This is a genomic window from Tolypothrix campylonemoides VB511288_2 (assembly GCF_045999855.1).
In the GTDB taxonomy this organism is placed as follows: Bacteria; Cyanobacteriota; Cyanobacteriia; order Cyanobacteriales; family Nostocaceae; genus Scytonema; species Scytonema bouteillei_A.
On record NZ_JBFPMW010000002.1, the window covers coordinates 445,729 to 462,826 of the forward strand.

Genomic DNA, 17,098 nt, shown 5'->3' on the forward strand with positions numbered 1-17,098 from the left:
GTCATCTTTAGGGAGCATCCCAATTTGGAAAAAATACGCTTTGCGGTTGAAATCACGCCTACACAAACGAAGTCCGCAAGGCAAGGACTCATTTAAAGCCTGCGCAGGCAGGCTTCGTTTGTATAGCTCCAGAATTCTATTCTGAGGGCAATTGGTAAATTTAGGATGCTCCCAATTTTAATGGGACAGACCGCTAATCACTGTCAACAGTTTGCCGAACTAAAGACGCGATCGCATTCTCGATCCGTTCCCATCCCGTTGGGGAACTAAAGTCAATTCCCAAGAATGTGTTGCTGACTTTGGTTCGCAAAACAAGATAAACGATTCCAGCAATCAATACTGCAGCAATCGCAGGAATATCTTTATCTGGGGGGAAAGAACATTTTTGTTTGAGAAATTCCAAACTCTCAGTGGCTACCCGATCTCGTACTGTTGCTAACTCGTGGGTTAACTCATTACCTTCGAGTAACTCCCAGCGCATAATTTCTTGCGTAATGGGTCGTGTTTGCAAGTCATCTAAAAAATGGGTTAAAAATAAAACCATCCAATCCGCTAGGAACTCAGTATCGATATCCGTTTCATTCCCAACTAATTCTTCAACTGTAATCCAGTAGTTACCCTCCCTACCAAAAGTTTGCAACAGGGAAGGGAGGTTCTCAAAATATCGATAAATCAAGACTTTATCAACCCCTGCTTCACGGGCGATCGCATTCACCCCCAATTGCTTAAAGCCTGATTCTGCCAGGAGTTTACCAACTGCTGCTAAAATTCTTGCCTTTGTTTCTTCTTTATCGCGAGCCATGAATCGTTCTCATCTACTTGTCACCAGATGGTGACTATGTTACCTTGTCACTAAGCAGTGACTTAAAAGATTCAAGATGAAAAAGATTTTGTTTGAGTTAGAAGTGTATCCCTTCCACATTGATTTCATAGGACACGTAAACAACAACATCTATATTCAGTGGATGGAAATTGGGAGGATAAAACTGCTTGAAGCCGTGGGAATGCCACTACAAGCAATCTCCCAGCAAGGGTTTGTTCCGGTGCTAGTTCAAACTAACATCACCTATAAATCCCCGTTTTATTTGGGCGATCGCGTGCGGGTGGAGATGTGGATTTCTGAATTAAAAAATGCATCTGCTATTATGCAATTCCGCTTTTATAAAGAACAGGAAACGCTAGCTGCAGAGGGTTGGCAAAAAGGATTATTTGTAGACAGAGACACAATGCGTCCAAGACGCTTGTCTCCAGAGGAGCGCTCTTTGTTCATACCTTATACGCATTCAACAATAGAGACTGAATCCAGCCATTCGTTAATTAGTGTGTCTTGACAGTGGCGATCGTTTGGCTCTTGTTTGATTTAGGCGGGGGTACCTATCGATCGGTAACGTTGGATTTAGAGTTAACCCTACCTAAAGTTACACCTAATTGTATGCCAAGCATACCAACTATCATACTAGCTAACAAATAGAGTACAGCTACTGTTGTATTGCCTTTATCTATTTCAGTAAACGTCTCTAGCCCGTAAGTCGAAAAAGTGGTATAGGCACCACAAAATCCAGTTGCGAACATTAACCGAATTTCAGGTGAAAGGTTTTTTAACTTTTCTTCGTTTAAAGTGTAAAACAAAGCAATCAGAAAACAGCCCGTTACATTAATAAAAAACGTGCCATAGTAGGAAAAATCTTTCCCAATCAATGCTTTGGTATATTCAGTTATAAAGTATCGTCCTAACGCACCAGGAATAGCACCTAAAGCGATCGCTATTACAGTACGGATAAAAGTATTTTGCATTATCAACAATTTCCTTGGCAAGTTAATTGATTGGAAAGCGACTGGTGTTTTGGTTTGAGTGAATAGCTATTGTCCCAAAATTACATTTGCGAAATAACGCCCCAATACAATAGCAATTACTGCTAAAATTGCACTGCCTGCCCAGTAAAGAATGGTGGCTCCCTGCTTGCCATTGCGCCATAATGTCAATGTATCGTATCCGTAAGTAGAGAAGGTTGTATAGGCACCACAAAAACCAGTTCTTACCAGCAAATCTATCTCAGATGGAAATCCTTTAATTCCCTGAAATAAAGTGAAGAAAAAGCCCATAAGCAAACAACCTGTGAAGTTGATGATAAAAGTACCGTAAGGAAAGTTAGTACCTATGGTTCTTTTACAAAATTCAGTGAGATAATAGCGGCTCAAAGCACCAGGAATGGCACCGATAGCGATCGCAAGCATACCGAATACAGTAACATTTTGCAGCAATTCACATACTCCTTAGCTAATTACATTCAGCAAGAGAAAATTTAATTTTTCAGAGTAAAAACTTATATAAATTTAGTGTAATAGGAGACTTCTGCAAAGTCTAATGCTTTCCTGGCGTCATTTTTATAACTTTTAAGTATATCGGGTGAGAACTTTCAGTATTACTCCCTTCTAACCATAAAACTTACTTAATGACTTATACAGGTTAATGTTGTGTATTCTTTATTATAAGGCATCATTCCATTTCTAAAAATGAAGACTTTAGAGCACAAAGTAAGTGGATTTACGTAAAGAAATACGAAGACAGAAGGCACTTATGTTCGTTTAGAAGTGAATTGGTAACCCCTCCTAAACGGTAGCCACTGAACTGAGTTCAGTCGGGGTCTTAAACTGAAGTGCCGTATCTCAAGAGCCAAGACGCCAAGCGCAAAGCGCACGCTCCGCATTGCCGCAGGCTATGCCTGTAAGGGCTGTACGGTCACGGGGAAGGGTAGGAATCAGAATTCTCGTGTCATAGCCAGCTGCCTCCTGCCCTCTGCCTTTCCCGATAAAAAAGACATTGGGGATTGATTTCTCTATCCTCAGTTCCTGCGGTCCCCAGTCTTTATTTTGACCGATATCAAAGTTGTAATATGTTTTTTCTATAAAGATCGGTATTTACATCCTGGTTATACCAATTTTTCATGTTTCTCTAACTAGAAGTACTGAATTGCTGGAAACAACAGATGATTACACTGACACCATATTCATAACTTCAAGTTCAGTTCCAAGTTGATGTTAAATAACCTTAATTAGGGCAGATATATCCTTGTACTTATGTTATTGAGGTGTACAAATTTTTACGTTAAGTCTGTTGTGACGGCAAAGGCGAGTTCTGTTGTAGTGTTACCCGTATTTCTAACAACTTTTGGATGTAAACGTAATACGTTTGTATAAAGCAGAGATGAAGATGACTAGCATTCTTTTTGTCGATCCATCTGTAAATCACTACGAAGTTTTACTGAGAAGTGTTCTAGCAGGAATCAAAGCCATTGTTCTTGACCCGGCTCAAGATGGAGTAGCACAAATTACCCACGTACTTTCTCAACATAGAGAGGTAGAAAATGTTCATATTGTTTCTCATGGCTCTTCAGGAACACTCTATCTGGGTAACAGCGAACTTAGTCTCAGTACTCTGAAACTTTACACCAATAAACTCAAGAATTGGTTTTTTTCAGATTCTTATCTCTGTTGTTCTCAATCTCCCACCCTTTATCTTTATGGCTGTCATGTAGCAGCTGGGGATGCTGGAGCAGAATTCATCACTAAGCTACATCACCTAACTGGAGCAAATGTAGCAGCCTCCGCTAATCTAACTGGTAACGCGGTTTTGGGAGGTGATTGGAACTTAGAAGTCAGTATAGGTAGTATTTCCAATCAATTACTGGCATTCCCTAGCGAGGTAATGACAGCTTATCCATCTGTACTCGTTGCTCCTACCCTCAATGATACTGATATCACTCTGGCTTCAATCAATAACAATGCAGGGCAGCCAGTCGGTTCAGTTGGTACGCCAATCTTTTCTATAGTTAGTCTTGGTGGTAATGTCACTGACCCAGATAGCGGTACTACAGGGATTGCCATTACGAATGCTAATACGACTAACGGCAATTTGTTTTACACCATTAATAATGGCGTTACTTGGACACCCTTGGGACTGGTGTCTGACGACAATGCCCGTTTATTAGCGTCAGATGCCCTCACTCGCATTTACTACCAGCCTAATGCCAACTCTAGTGGCACCGTCAATGATTTATTTACCTTTCGTGCTTGGGATCAAACTGCTGGTAGTGGGACTAACGGCAATATAGCTAATACCACTGTTAACGGTGGTGCGACTGCTTTTAGTAGTGAGACTGATGTTGCTGCTATTACTGTTAATGCTGTTAACAATGCGCCTACTCTCACTAACACAAACGTCACTCTACTTGCTGTTAACGAAGATCCAGGTGAACCGACAGGGCAAGTTGGTACACTCGTTTCTAACCTAGTTAGCCTTGGTACCAATGTCACCGATCCAGACCTTAATGCAGTGACAGGTATTGCTGTTACAGGTACCAATACAACCAACGGCACTTGGTTTTATAGCATTGATGATGGCAATAGCTGGGCAAATTTAGGGGCTGTATCTAACACCGAAGCTCGCTTATTAGCTGCCGATAGCGGTACGCGTATTTACTTCCAACCCAGTCTTAATTTTAACGGTTCTGTTAGCCCTGCTTTGACCTTCCGTGCATGGGATCAAACAGGTACTCTGAATAATGAAAGCATTAATGGTACTGTTGGAAACACGACTATTAGTGGTGGTGCAACTTCCTTTAGCAGTACGTCTGCTAATGCTGTCATTACCGTTAATCCTGTTAATGATGCTCCTACCCTCAGTGAAGCCCAAGTTACTTTTCTTGCCATTAACAATAATATAGGTGTACCTGTAGGAGCAGTTGGGACTCTTGTTTCCTCCTTAGCCCGCCTTGGTGATAACGTTATCGATCCTGACGTTAATGCATTTACAGGGATTGCCGTTACGAATGCTGATAATACCAACGGCATTTGGTTCTACACTTCTGATAACGGTAGTAACTGGATACCTTTGGGATTGGTATCCGAAACTAACGCTCGTTTATTGGCTGCTAATGCTAGTACCCGCCTCTACTTTCTGCCAAATGCAGGCTTTAACGGCACTATTGATAATGTCTTAACCTTCCGTGCTTGGGACCAGACCGTTGGTACTAATGGTGGTAGTGCAGATACAACAGCCCCTCTCGTGGATATCACGACTAGTGCCTTCAGTAGTACTACTAACTCTGCCACAATTACCGTGAATGCTGGTAATAATGCTCCTATTCTGAGCGATACCAATATTTCCTTAAGTATTAATGAAAATCTAGGTTCACCTACAGGGGCTGTTGGCACTCTTGTTTCTTCTTTAGTTGTTATCGGTACTAATGTTACCGATCCAGATCTCAATGCTATAACGGGTGTTGCCATCACAGGTGCTAACACAACTAATGGAAATTGGTTCTACAGCACGAATAATGGTGATAGCTGGCTCCCTTTAGGAGCTGTCTCCAACACTGATGCTCGCTTGCTCGCTGCTGATGGAAGTACACGCCTTTACTTCCAGCCTAACGCTAACTTTAACGGTACCATCAACGATGCACTCACTATCCGTGCTTGGGATCAAACGAGTGGAACTAACGGCAACACTGCGATCGCTAGTGTTACTGGTGGTGCAACTGCATTCAGCAGTACAACTGATACTGTCTCAATCACTGTTAATGGTGTTAATGATGCTCCTGTCCTGTTAGACACAAACGTTACTCTCACTACCGTTAGTCAAAATGCAGGTACACCTGTAGGGGCTGTTGGAACTCTTGTTTCCTCGTTAGTTAGGCTTGGTATTAATGGTAATGTCACTGATTCAGACAGCAGCGTAACAGGTATTGCGATCGTGGGTGCTAATTCTACTAACGGTAACTTTTTTTATACCATTGATAATGGTAGTAATTGGATACCTTTAGGTGTCGTTTCTGACACAAATGCTCGGTTGATAGCAGCCGATCCTAACACGCGCATTTACTTCCAGCCCAATGCCAATTTCACTGGTACCATTGACAGTGTTTTAACCTTCCGTGCTTGGGATCAAAGCACTGGCATCAACGGCGGTACTGCAAACACCACTGTCAACGGCAGTAATACAGCTTTTAGTACTGCGACTGATACTGCAACAATTACCGTTAATACTATCAACAATGCTCCTATCCTGAGTGACATTAATATTACGCTCAGCTCAGTTAATCAAAATGCAGGCGCACCTACAGGGGCAATTGGTACTCTCGTTTCCTCGTTAGTTAGTCTTGGTAATAATGTTACCGATTCCGATCAAAATGCACTCACAGGTATTGCCATTACAGATGCAAATACTGCTGATGGCAGCGTCTTTTACAGTATTGATAATGGTAGTAACTGGGTACCTTTGGGGTCTGTATCTAACACTAACGCTCGTCTATTAGCAGCTAATCCCAACACCCGCATTTACTTCCAGCCCAAAGCCAATGTCACTGGCAGCATTAATAATGTTTTAACCTTCCGTGCTTGGGATCAAACAAGCGGTGCAAATGGTAACGTTGCAGATACAACTGCCAACGGAGGTATTACAAGCTTTAGCAGTGCAACTGACACAGCGGCTATTACCATTAATAATAGCAATAACACTAACAACAACACTGGCAACAACACTGGCAACAACACTGGCAACAACACTGGCAACAACACTGGCAACAACACTAGCAACAATGCTTTTGCCCTGAGACTATTATCTAACAATATTTTCCAGCTAGAAGGCCCTTCTAATGGCGATCGACCAAAACTGGAAGTTGCTCTCGCCGGACGCAATTCTCAGACGGTCAATGAAATAGGTGTTTTTCTTGTTGATGATGACCAAGGAAGAATTAATGGCATTGCTCCTGGCGGAGATAATTATGCCCAAGCTGCGCTTTCAAGAGCTAGCACTGTTTTCTCTACGATCGCTAAAGTTCCTAATGGATTTAGCACTGATTTGAGAAGATTACTAGAATTCAATTCAGGGTCGCGCTTGCAATTCTTCTTTGTTAAGAATAGTAGTGTTGATGCCGTGCAAGCTGGTTTAACCCCTCTCAGTGAGGTACTTTTTGCTAATTCTTCAAACCAAAAAGTTGTGGATTCTGGCAATGGCGAGTTTAGACTGTCTTGGAACAGTGGCTCGAATAGCGGAGCATCTAACTTTCAAGATCTGGAAGTAAAAATCAAGGCAACAAATCAGGCGTTACCTTTAGGTACTGGGATTCAAGGAAATTCTTTTGGAGAAATCATTGATTTGCGTAATGTATCTACTCAGGTTAAGGCAGACTTTGTTGTCAACAGAGAAGCACGTTTTGACAACGTGATTGGATTTTACCGAATAGCTGATGTGAATGGTGGTATTGATACAGATGGCAATGGGACTATAGATTTCCGTCCTGGCGATGTCGGTTATACTCAAGCTGCAGTGAGAGGACGTGTTGCAGGAATTGACCTAACAACAAGCAATCAACAGACTGCTACATTCACAGGCAATCTTAGCCCTGGTTCTCTCTTTGCACCGTTCATGATTGTGAATGGTAACCTGGAGGCAGTTTTAGATGCTAACTCAAGCAATGACCCTGCCGTATATTTCCCCTTCTTAGGAGCTAACACTGATAAAGTCGATCATATTCGCTTGTTAGGCGATAACACCTTTGGCTTTGAGGATTTAGCTAATAACGGCGATCGCGATTACAATGACCTGATTGTCAGAGTTAATTTGAGTATTGCTTGATGTTTGAAATTGCCAACTAGTGGTTTGTCACATACAGCAGTTGTTGCCTAAATGAATCATACCGTTTGTAAGGAAGGCGTCGCGCTCTTACAAACGGTATGGTTTATTGAAAGACAATTTGGAGCAAATGAAAAGCTACAGATTTTTTAATAAAATCGCCAAAGTTTTCGCTTGCCACTTATCTTGTAATAGAATACACAATGAAAATTAAGTACTCTAAGAATTAGATCTTTATACTATTGATAGAAAATATATTTGTGAGTTTGATGATAAATTTACGATTTAATGTGCAACAAAAAGATATATAACGAATAACTTTTAAAAGATTTTTTTGGAAAGATAACAACAATAACCTGCTAGAATTAGCAAGAATTGAGTATCTTTCCAAAGATCGATTCTTTACAATTGCAAATAGAAGCAAGAATGAGTTGATATTAAGAGTAACGAATAGACTGGCAGGGCACTGATAGATGAAAAGAATTCCTAATTCAGGCGATCGATATGACTCTTACTGAAAAACCTCAACCTGCGGGTTCCTGTGCGATTGTAATTTTTGGTGCTGCTGGAGATTTAACCAAACGCCTGTTAATGCCAGCCCTTTATAATTTGGCTCAAACCAAGTTACTACCTAAAAATTTTGCGATCGTTGGTGTTGCTCGTGCGTCCATGAGTAGCGAAGATTTCCGTTCCAAAATGAGCCGAGACATTTATGAATTTGCGACAGTCCCGGTAGACGCACAGCTTTGGGAGCAGTTTGAGCAACGATTGTACTATTTGAGCGGTGATTTTCAAGATACCAACACTTATATTCAGTTACAAAGCTTACTTGCTCAGGTAGACATTGAATGTGGGACTCAAAGCAATTACCTCTACTACCTAGCAACAGCACCGAACTTTTTCTTAGATATCATCAAGCAACTCGGTACTGTAGGGCTGACTCTCGAGGAGGAAGGGCATTGGCGGCGTATCATAATAGAAAAGCCTTTCGGACACGATCTGGAATCTGCCCGTACCCTAAACAAAAATGTCAGTGATGTGTTGAGGGAAAGTCAAATTTACCGCATTGACCACTACCTGGGAAAAGAAACGGTACAGAATATATTGGTTTTCCGGTTTGGTAACGGATTGTTTGAACCGATATGGAATCACCGTTACATTGACCACGTGCAGATTACAGTAGCTGAAACAGTTGGTGTTGAAAGCCGAGGTGGTTTCTATGAAGGAACGGGTGCGGTTCGAGATATGGTGCAAAACCATATGTTTCAATTGCTGGCGATGATAGCCATGGAACCACCCGTTTCATTTGAAGCAGATGCTGTGCGAGATGAAAAATCTAAGCTTCTCAAAGCAATTCAACCTTTGACGCCCGAACAGGTGTTAACTCAAACTGTGCGGGGACAATATGGCGCGGGAACGGTAAAAGGACAGCAAGTTCCTGCTTATCGTTCTGAACCAAGAGTCGATCCCAATTCAGCAACTGAAACTTATGCCTCCCTTAAGTTGAGCATCGATAACTGGCGCTGGGCAGACGTTCCATTCTATCTAAGAACAGGCAAACGGTTGCCAAAACGGGTAACGGAAATTGCTATCCAGTTTAAACGAGTTCCTTCACTACTGTTTCGTCAAACATCTATAGATAGCTTAACCCCCAACTTTTTGACCATCCGTATCCAACCTGATGAAGGAATACACCTCCAATTTGGAGCAAAGATTCCCGGTCCTACAGTACAAATGGGAACTGTTGGAATGGACTTTTGCTACGCCAACTACTTTAATAAAACACCTAGCACTGGTTATGAAACTTTACTCTATGACTGCATGATTGGTGATGCTACGCTGTTCCAACGAGCAGACAATGTAGAACTAGGTTGGAGCGCAGTAACCCCTATCCTGGATGTATGGAATGCTTTACCTCCCCGGAACTTTCCTAATTATGCCGCAGGTACTTGGGGTCCAAAAGAGGCAAATGAGTTGCTATCGCGAGATGGACGACAGTGGCGCAACTATCCCTCATCTGATGCGGTTAATAGTTCTATCGATTAATAAAGTTGGTAGTTCCTAATCTCTCTAACAGCGGATCTGTGTACTGTAGAGTATGAAGATCCGCTTTTTGCATTCGGAATATCTTGAATTTTTTACAGTATTTTTGTACTGTTAAAGGCTACCGCACTATAACGTCTGGTTATTTTGTTAAGAATTATATTGGACAAGAATTTCACTAAATCCAGTTTAGAATTAGGTTCACTACCTTAAGTTAACCAATAGCTGTCTTGCTTTTTGTAACCTATTGTGAGAGTATTAATTTTAAATTACGGTAAATTGATAGAATAACCGTATATAGCATAAAGAGTTTAAAATTACCGCACTGCGGTAAGGTCAGTACTCCCCAGGATCGAAAGCAATGAGATATAAGAGATTTAGTAAGGGAATATCCTGTTGTCATCACTTAATTATGAGTACCGTAACCAACTTGTCAATCACCCGTACCGATTGGACAACTTTTTACCAGACAAGTCGTATTTAGATAACAAACATCAGGAATGGAATTTATGCCCATGTCGCAACTACTTGTGAACACTGTCCCTCAAACATCGTCTCCATGCAAAGCGTCTATACCCCGCAGGCGGAACGAACGTTCTCATAAAGCAATACTCCAAGCAGCTGCTGAGTTATTAGAAGAAAAAGGCTATGGGGAAATTTGTATTGAGGCGATCGCAGCCCGTGCGGGAGTTGGGAAGCAAACAATCTACCGTTGGTGGTCTTGCAAAGCAGCTGTGATTATGGAGGCATATGCAGCAAAAGCAACACAAGACATTCCGACACCCGATACAGGGTCAGTAAAAGAAGATTTGTATCAAATTTTGCGACAACTATTTACCGTACTAACAACAACCACTGCAGGAAGTGCTGTTACGGGATTGATCGCTGAAGCACAAATAGATCCCAACTTAGCTGAGGCATTTCGCGAGCAGTTTATTCGATGCCGTCGAGCCGCAACTCACGTTATCTTAGAACGAGGGATTGTTAGAGGTGAGTTACGCCCGGATTTGAATTTAGAATTGGTAATTGATGCAATATATGGCCCTGTTTGGTATCGTTTGCTGTTAAAGCATGCACCTTTAGATGATACGTTTGCTAGAGAATTAGTGAATTTTTTGATATGTGGTACATTGGCTTAGACACTGTCAGCATACAAGCATAAAATAATCAGATTTCTTAACTCAGTATCGCGATCGCAATGGAGATTTGCAGCAGAACCCCATCAAAAGTTGTAGGCGACTTTAACAGAAAGGTTAAAATCGCCCTACATAAACTATCGTACAGACATTGCATTTCAAGGCAAAATCGTTTCTTGTTTTGAGTTGTTAAGCAAAAACGTTTATTCAGCAACGTCGTTGAATCTAAAAGCATCTAGTTGAGTCCGAACAGCGTTGATATATCCTCGATCGGACAAAACTTGTGATGGTAGCCTTTTTGCTTTAACTGCACCTTTGATAATGTCTTCTGCACTCACTTGCTTTGAACGGTAACCAACTATGAGATCGTTATAGCTGGGAATGCCTTCTTTTTCAAAATAGCCTTGGTATGCCAAGTTAACAAGATCGAAAGGTGTTGTTGCTGCATTCAGGTAAGAAGGAGCTTTTCCAGAAGTCGCAGGATTGTACGCTGTGTCATCAGCCCGAGTCGCAGGTGCTGCTGCTGCTAACAGCAGGAGGGACAAACTACTAACTATTAAACCTTTCATATTTTCTATTCTCCATTTCAAGACAGTTGAATCTTGTATAAACTTCTTATCTTTAATTTAAACGAACCGTATCGTCTTGTCAATACCTAACGAGACAAATCGTGTTGTCTTGAGTAACAACCGAGTCATCAAGCAGGTTTCCTTATTTCCATTGACCCTTAATCCCCAGAGCGGTCATTGAGTTCCCCAATTCCCTATCTTTGGTCGTTCGCTCTAGTGCAATAAAATACATAAAAATTTTTAATATATTTAAACGTGGCACAGAATATTCCGCTACCTGATACAGGTTCAGTAAGAGAGGACTTATACCAGATTTTGCAACAATTATTTATAATCTTGACCGCAATGACTACAGGAACTGCTGTTACGGAATTGATTGGTGAAGCGCAAATACATTCCAATTTTGCTGAAGCGTCTCGCGAGCAGATTCTTCAATGCTATCGGGTACCAATCGGTACTATTTTAGAACGGGGTATTGTTAGAGGTGAGTTGCGTCCAAATTTGAATTTAGAATTGGTAATTGATACGATTGCTGGTTATATTTGGTATCAATTGCTGCTCAAGCAGTCATCTTTAGACAATATCTTTGCTGAAGAATTAGTCAATTTTTTGATAGCTGGGATATCCGCCTAATGGTTCATTGCATTAATTTATGGTACGAGCAGGGAAGCCCGTACCATAAGAGTAGAGTTCGACGTTGGGGTATGCCTACCCTACAATTTTCAGTCATCTTCTGACAGCGAGGGAATCAAGTACCGCTGTTTTAGATACCGATCGCAATCCCAAATAGAACTTTTTATCTCCAAGGATAGTAACGGTAATAGTCTCGATCTCGATAGCGCCGATCGTAATTTCTACCACCGCGATAGCGATCGTAATCACTTACACGGCGGTAGCGATCGCGATCTGAGTACCTGCGGTCGAGCCGTCTTTCCTCTCTCCTTAAGCGACGCATTTCTCGGCGAATTTCTCGGCGGCGATCGCGAAGGTCTCGGCGACGGTCTCGGTAATCATCCCTATCTGCTACAAGTATTGAGTTACCTATATTACCAACAATTTCCTGTTCCAATCCAGGTGTTTGTTGGTTAGATAGCGATGCCATAGCGGTAAGAGGCGTAAAAATAGAAAGCAAAGGAGCAGCTATTAATGGTATGCTAAGTTTGAATAGAAGTGTTCGGTTCATACTCATTACCTCTGGTTTGTGCCCTAATAAATTGTCTCGTGCAACACTGCTTTGTGAAGTTATTTAAATAGCTCAGCCAGAAAAAATTAACTATCGAATTATTTGCCCCATATAGCTATTGTAGCGACTTTCTAACATATCAACGTAAGTTAAATGTTAAAGAGAAGTAAGTCAGTGTAAATAAATACTAGTATCTGTTATGGCTGTTATTGGTTAGTAGTTAGCAGTTATCGGGGTTTAAGGCTACGGTGTAAACAGATTTCTAGAAAAGGTATGAAACATCGTGAAAAGAGGGGGGAATTAGAATTAACTTCCCCCCAATTTATTGAGGGTTAAAGGAGAGCATCCCAATTTGGAAAAAACTTGCCCACCCTGTATGTATTTCATAAATCAAATAGGATGGCTATACTTTTGCTTGCCAATAGAGCAAGATCCGTATTCTAGCTAGCCCAACATATACTCATTTGTCAGGGAACGCCTTCTAAATGGAACCAAAGTGCCTCCTTTTACGTGCCTTTCCAGCCAATTTTCTAAGTCTGTCAATATCTCTTGATAATCAACATCTCTATGAAGAGCGTGGCGGCTTTCTGGATATTCATAAAGCTCTTTATCTGGAAAGCTAATTTTTTGATAGAAAATACGGCTCCCTTCAGGAAGTGCGATCCGATCGGCTCCACCATGAAGAATCAATAGAGGTAGTTGTAATTCATCAGCATGAGTTTGAATCCAAGTAGCTGTGGAAAAAAGCTCTGTTGCAAGACGCGCACTGACCATAGAGTGCATAAATCTATCTTGAGTAAAGGTTGCTAGTACATTCGCATCTCTGGAAGTTGCAGCACCAGCAAAACCCGTATTGAGAGTGAAGCGTGGCATAACTTGTGAGAGTGTACGCCCTAAAGTTAATTTAACGGGTGAAACACCAACCCGACCTAATGGTGGAGCCATCGCAATGACACCTTGGATTGCAGTTGGAAAGCGCAAAACGTAGTCTAAAACTATGACTCCGCCAAGACTGTGACCTAAAAGAAAGCGAGGACATCCCGGCTCTTGTGTCTCAATCAATTTGAGAAAAGTTTTGAGATCTTCTCGAAACTCAAACCAAGTATTGATATGTCCCCGCTGACCTTGCGATCGCCCATGTCCGCGTAAATCCAATCCATAAACTGCATATCCAGCAGGAATGAGGTGCTGAACTACATTACCAAACAAACCACTGTGGCTTCCCAATCCGTGTACAATCGCCACGCTCGCACGTGGATGAGTACCTGGATGCCAACTTTGATAATAGAGATTCAGCCCTCTCACTCCTTTGAGGGTTCCTTCGCGATGTTCCATTGTTCAAATCTCTGATAAACGCTTATCACTCTTTGGCACTATTGAATCATAGGTATTTCAGCAATGCCGGTAAAGTTGAACACTACTTTCTTAAGAGTTTTTTAACTTAAACTTTAATAATGTAGTGATACTTCAGATAGGGTTTGGTTTTGTTAAAGCTTGTTAAACTTTAAGCATTACAGGCAAGATAGTTTTTTCTGTGATACGTTGTGAGTATTTAGTTTCTACATATGAGCGAACGTCCTATTCTGGCTTCATTCGGAGATCGGGAAAATAACGTAGAAATAGATGACTTGCCATCCCTGACGTTTGAAACAATCCAAAGAGCCAGAGAAGGACTTGCAATGTCTCGCGATCCGTCAGTTCGTAACGCCATTCAAGAAGCGCTGAAGCAAATGACAGTTTTGAGTGACGGAGGTTTTGAATCGAGAGCAAGTGGCGCTACTCGTCGCGTTCTCCTGCGGGCGTTCATTCAAACACTTTTTAAAGTTAGGGTGGAAAATTTGGAACGCCTTCCCCATGGTGCTGCAGTGATTGCGGCCAATCACCTCAATCATATCGACCCTTTTCTATTGCTGTCTCAAATTCCTCCTTCACCCTACTATTACATCTTTGGTGACGCACGTACACTCTACAACAAATGGTGGAAGCGCCAAATTTTGAATTTTGCGGGTGGTGTTGTTCCTTTAGAACGTCGGTGGAAAGAAGAGATGGCAGTGATAGAAAGCGCTAAAGCAGGAAGGGCAGATATGCGCGACCTAGCTCAAGCGATCGAACAAGATGTTCCAACAGGAAATTCAATTCAAGTACTGCGACAAATTAACAGTACCATTCAGACAATTTTTGCTCGCAACAATGGTATCCTCTTGTTTGCAGAAGGACGATTGGGAACAAACGAGGGAAAATTGCACTTACCGCTAAGACAGGGGGCTGTCATTTACGCGTTGAAAGCGGGAGTACCAGTAGCGCCAGTTGGGCTGATTGGAACAAAAAACCTTTATCTGGGAAAAGAGTTAACCATACGATTCGGCGAACCTTTGTGCTTTCCTCAATCCAACCGACCAACACGACAGGAAGTGAGCACGGCTTTAGAAGCATTGCAGTATGCATTAATTGACCTTTTGCCACAAAACTATCAGGAGCCAGAAGGGTTAAAGTTATTCCATCATTTTCTCAACCGAATGTTGCAATAGGAAAAGGTTTTATTCAACAATCTCACTTTGAAGTTCTCACAGTTGCTCTGCGCGGCCGATCGCAGTTAGACAAACGATTCGAGTGCGGAAAGAATACGTCAGCGCAAAAGCTAATAAACTAGTACATGAACGCAGAAGTCCGCTCGTCAGATGGCAGAAGGCGCAAAAGTTTTGAATGTAAGCTTTTCGCTTGTTATTACTGACATAAAGCAAAATCGTGCTTATCCTCTAGAAACTTTGGTAGAACCAGAATACATTTAAGTGTACTTTTTGTACAAGAATAAATGTGACAAAGCACAGTAAAATACCCCTTGTTAAAGGGGTATAAAAAAAATGGCTTTTATGCTTGACAAACGAAAGACTTTTACCAATGCGAGAAATAACAAACAATAGCTTATCTTTTTTTATATTAAATGGTTAAGTAACTAAAAAACACCCCCAACGATAGGCGTATTTGTCTTTGGGGGGATAGTAGAGCCAATTTAGTCGGCTAATAGAATGCCATTGCGCTTTCGGTTGAGAGAAACTAAGTAATACAGCGCAAATTACACGCTATGCGATGCCAAGCTACGCCCGTAAGGACTGGCTATACGCAGGCTTTGTTTGTATAAGCCTACCCTTCTAGGATGGCGCAATAACGTGCGATTTCTATACAATTGATAGCTGCAATGTCGGTAATCGATTGTATTGAATAGAGACAACTTGTTTCAGAGATGTCTCGCGATCGAGAAGAGTTCCGTCTAAATCAAAAAGGATAGCTTTAATCATTTGTTTTCAACCTACTCTTCTATCTCTTAACTTTTTCTCCATCAATACCCATAAAAATATGGGCTTTCAGAGTGCCTTAACCCCACTTTTTAAGGAGAGTTGAGGAAATCTAAGACCCTTTAAAAGACATCATAGTAGTATGGCACAATATTAACGATTGGCAAAACTCTAAGACAAGAGCAACAGATGAAAGCTTTCCATAAAGAGAATGAAATCATAACAAATAAACACGAATTGGCAAAGAAAATTTACGAAGTTTCTTATCTTGCTGGGTCTTTCACTCTACGATCTGGGAAGATAGCAAATGAGTACTTTGATAAGTATCAATTTTGTTGCGATCCTATCTTGCTTGATTCTATTGTTAGGCAAATGGTCGAGCTCATTCCAAACGGTACTCAAGTACTTGCAGGTCTGGAACTTGGCGGTATTCCCATTGCGGTGCTTCTATCACATTACTCTGGGATACCTGCTGCTTTTGTCCGGAAAGAGACAAAGAAATATGGAACTGCTCGTTTAAGCGAAGGAACGCAACTCAGCGATCGCAAAGTTTTGATTGTAGAAGACGTAGTTACCTCTGGAGGTCAGATTGTCATCTCAGCCCGTCAACTCCGGGAACTTGGTGCTCAAATTGATTCGGCACTTTGCGTTATTGACAGGCAAGAAGGTGCTGTTGACGCACTGGGATCTGTTGGTATCAAGCTGCTTCCTTTACTCAAGCGAGATGACTTTTCTTAAATCGGTCTATCTAAAAGTCTGTCATTTGGGGGATGCTATACACTCACTCATCCACTAGTTTGTTAGAAAAGTTTCTTTAGTTAAGAACAGGTTAAAAACTATTAAAAACACTTATAAAAAAGGTGGGAAATTTATGGAAAAATCCAATAAGCAGAGGGATCTGGAAGGATTTCTTTGCCCTCGCGCTAGCTATCGCGGTAAAGTTAGACCAGAGCATCTGGTGTTTAACGCCAATCTCCAAGAATTTTCTCATAAAGTCGGTTACATCGCTAGTCTGCAGACTGGTGGAAAACTCGAACCAAACGAAGCTTACGAACAAATTAGAGCTCTTTGGAAACAGTTAAAACGCAGTAAAAAAGAACTCGGTATTGGAAACGAATTCTTACATATTCAGCCGGACTTGCCAGATGACGCTTGATTGTCTGATTGTGCTGAACGGTTTGATTGGTGTATGAACTATACCGTTTTTGGAGAACGAAGCGGTATTTTTTTATGCTTGACTT

At 41.5% G+C, this 17,098-nt stretch carries 14 protein-coding genes; 8 read left to right on the forward strand and 6 right to left on the reverse strand.

What is annotated here, in order from left to right; all coding sequences use genetic code 11:
• Nucleotides 1-193 precede the first annotated feature (193 nt).
• A complete protein-coding gene (locus AB0756_RS06325) occupies nt 194-802 on the reverse strand; it encodes a TetR/AcrR family transcriptional regulator (RefSeq protein ID WP_038088332.1) in 609 nt (202 codons plus the stop codon).
• 76 nt (nt 803-878) lie between these two features.
• Here AB0756_RS06325 and AB0756_RS06330 point away from each other — a divergent pair, with 76 nt between their 5' ends.
• Entirely contained in the window at nt 879-1,331 is a 453-nt protein-coding gene (locus tag AB0756_RS06330) for an acyl-CoA thioesterase (RefSeq protein ID WP_038088336.1), read from the forward strand.
• A gap of 43 nt (nt 1,332-1,374) precedes the next feature.
• Here AB0756_RS06330 and crcB (AB0756_RS06335) read toward each other — a convergent pair whose 3' ends face one another.
• Nucleotides 1,375-1,794: a fluoride efflux transporter CrcB gene (gene crcB, locus AB0756_RS06335; protein ID WP_038088339.1), complete on the reverse strand. Its 420-nt coding sequence runs from the start codon at nt 1,792-1,794 to the stop codon at nt 1,375-1,377.
• Nucleotides 1,795-1,860: 66 nt separating this feature from the next.
• Complete coding sequence (crcB, locus tag AB0756_RS06340) at nt 1,861-2,262, reverse strand: fluoride efflux transporter CrcB (RefSeq protein ID WP_038088343.1); 402 nt, start codon at nt 2,260-2,262, stop codon at nt 1,861-1,863.
• Nucleotides 2,263-3,211: 949 nt separating this feature from the next.
• On the opposite strand from crcB (AB0756_RS06340), the gene AB0756_RS06345 reads away from it, so the two are divergent.
• The 3 genes from AB0756_RS06345 to AB0756_RS06355 all read left to right on the forward strand — a co-directional run bounded on the left by AB0756_RS06345 (nt 3,212) and on the right by AB0756_RS06355 (nt 10,815).
• Entirely contained in the window at nt 3,212-7,636 is a 4,425-nt protein-coding gene (locus AB0756_RS06345) for a DUF4347 domain-containing protein (RefSeq protein ID WP_050046340.1), read from the forward strand.
• A gap of 501 nt (nt 7,637-8,137) precedes the next feature.
• The gene (zwf, locus tag AB0756_RS06350; RefSeq protein WP_038088347.1) at nt 8,138-9,679 is read left to right on the forward strand and encodes a glucose-6-phosphate dehydrogenase; all 1,542 of its coding nucleotides are present in this window, start codon (nt 8,138-8,140) and stop codon (nt 9,677-9,679) included.
• Between the two features lie 512 nt (nt 9,680-10,191).
• Nucleotides 10,192-10,815 carry a TetR/AcrR family transcriptional regulator gene (locus AB0756_RS06355; RefSeq protein WP_063779549.1) on the forward strand — a complete coding sequence of 208 codons (624 nt, stop codon included), beginning with the start codon at nt 10,192-10,194 and terminating at the stop codon, nt 10,813-10,815.
• Between the two features lie 200 nt (nt 10,816-11,015).
• Here the strand turns inward: AB0756_RS06355 and AB0756_RS06360 are convergent, their stop codons facing one another.
• Nucleotides 11,016-11,381 (reverse strand): hypothetical protein, encoded by a 366-nt coding sequence (locus AB0756_RS06360; RefSeq protein ID WP_050046342.1) that lies wholly within the window; start codon nt 11,379-11,381, stop codon nt 11,016-11,018.
• 255 nt (nt 11,382-11,636) lie between these two features.
• Between AB0756_RS06360 and AB0756_RS06365 the strand changes: the two genes are divergently transcribed.
• A complete protein-coding gene (locus AB0756_RS06365) occupies nt 11,637-12,014 on the forward strand; it encodes a TetR-like C-terminal domain-containing protein (RefSeq protein WP_050046343.1) in 378 nt (125 codons plus the stop codon).
• 163 nt (nt 12,015-12,177) lie between these two features.
• Here AB0756_RS06365 and AB0756_RS06370 read toward each other — a convergent pair whose 3' ends face one another.
• Together AB0756_RS06370 and AB0756_RS06375 are read right to left on the reverse strand one after the other, a co-directional pair.
• Nucleotides 12,178-12,564, reverse strand: a complete 387-nt coding sequence (locus AB0756_RS06370; protein ID WP_050046344.1) for a hypothetical protein — start codon at nt 12,562-12,564, stop codon at nt 12,178-12,180.
• 444 nt (nt 12,565-13,008) lie between these two features.
• Nucleotides 13,009-13,899, reverse strand: a complete 891-nt coding sequence (locus AB0756_RS06375) for an alpha/beta hydrolase (protein ID WP_038088350.1) — start codon at nt 13,897-13,899, stop codon at nt 13,009-13,011.
• 230 nt (nt 13,900-14,129) lie between these two features.
• On the opposite strand from AB0756_RS06375, the gene AB0756_RS06380 reads away from it, so the two are divergent.
• The 3 genes from AB0756_RS06380 (at nt 14,130) to AB0756_RS06390 (ending at nt 17,013) form a co-directional block, all read left to right on the forward strand.
• Complete coding sequence (locus AB0756_RS06380) at nt 14,130-15,092, forward strand: lysophospholipid acyltransferase family protein (RefSeq protein WP_167844632.1); 963 nt, start codon at nt 14,130-14,132, stop codon at nt 15,090-15,092.
• 954 nt (nt 15,093-16,046) lie between these two features.
• Entirely contained in the window at nt 16,047-16,595 is a 549-nt protein-coding gene (pyrE, locus tag AB0756_RS06385) for an orotate phosphoribosyltransferase (RefSeq protein WP_050046345.1), read from the forward strand.
• Nucleotides 16,596-16,728: 133 nt separating this feature from the next.
• Entirely contained in the window at nt 16,729-17,013 is a 285-nt protein-coding gene (locus AB0756_RS06390; RefSeq protein ID WP_038088353.1) for a DUF7219 family protein, read from the forward strand.
• Nucleotides 17,014-17,098 lie beyond the last annotated feature (85 nt).

Coding starts and splice junctions, on each gene's coding strand:
- AB0756_RS06360 (WP_050046342.1), bottom strand. CDS start 11,381: ATGAAAGGTTTAATAGTTAGTAGTTTGTCCCTCCTGCTGTTAGCAGCA.
- AB0756_RS06355 (WP_063779549.1), top strand. CDS start 10,192: ATGTCGCAACTACTTGTGAACACTGTCCCTCAAACATCGTCTCCATGC.
- zwf (WP_038088347.1), top strand. CDS start 8,138: ATGACTCTTACTGAAAAACCTCAACCTGCGGGTTCCTGTGCGATTGTA.
- AB0756_RS06345 (WP_050046340.1), top strand. CDS start 3,212: ATGACTAGCATTCTTTTTGTCGATCCATCTGTAAATCACTACGAAGTT.
- AB0756_RS06375 (WP_038088350.1), bottom strand. CDS start 13,899: ATGGAACATCGCGAAGGAACCCTCAAAGGAGTGAGAGGGCTGAATCTC.
- crcB (WP_038088339.1), bottom strand. CDS start 1,794: ATGCAAAATACTTTTATCCGTACTGTAATAGCGATCGCTTTAGGTGCT.
- AB0756_RS06330 (WP_038088336.1), top strand. CDS start 879: ATGAAAAAGATTTTGTTTGAGTTAGAAGTGTATCCCTTCCACATTGAT.
- pyrE (WP_050046345.1), top strand. CDS start 16,047: ATGAAAGCTTTCCATAAAGAGAATGAAATCATAACAAATAAACACGAA.
- AB0756_RS06390 (WP_038088353.1), top strand. CDS start 16,729: ATGGAAAAATCCAATAAGCAGAGGGATCTGGAAGGATTTCTTTGCCCT.
- AB0756_RS06370 (WP_050046344.1), bottom strand. CDS start 12,564: ATGAACCGAACACTTCTATTCAAACTTAGCATACCATTAATAGCTGCT.
- AB0756_RS06325 (WP_038088332.1), bottom strand. CDS start 802: ATGGCTCGCGATAAAGAAGAAACAAAGGCAAGAATTTTAGCAGCAGTT.
- AB0756_RS06380 (WP_167844632.1), top strand. CDS start 14,130: ATGAGCGAACGTCCTATTCTGGCTTCATTCGGAGATCGGGAAAATAAC.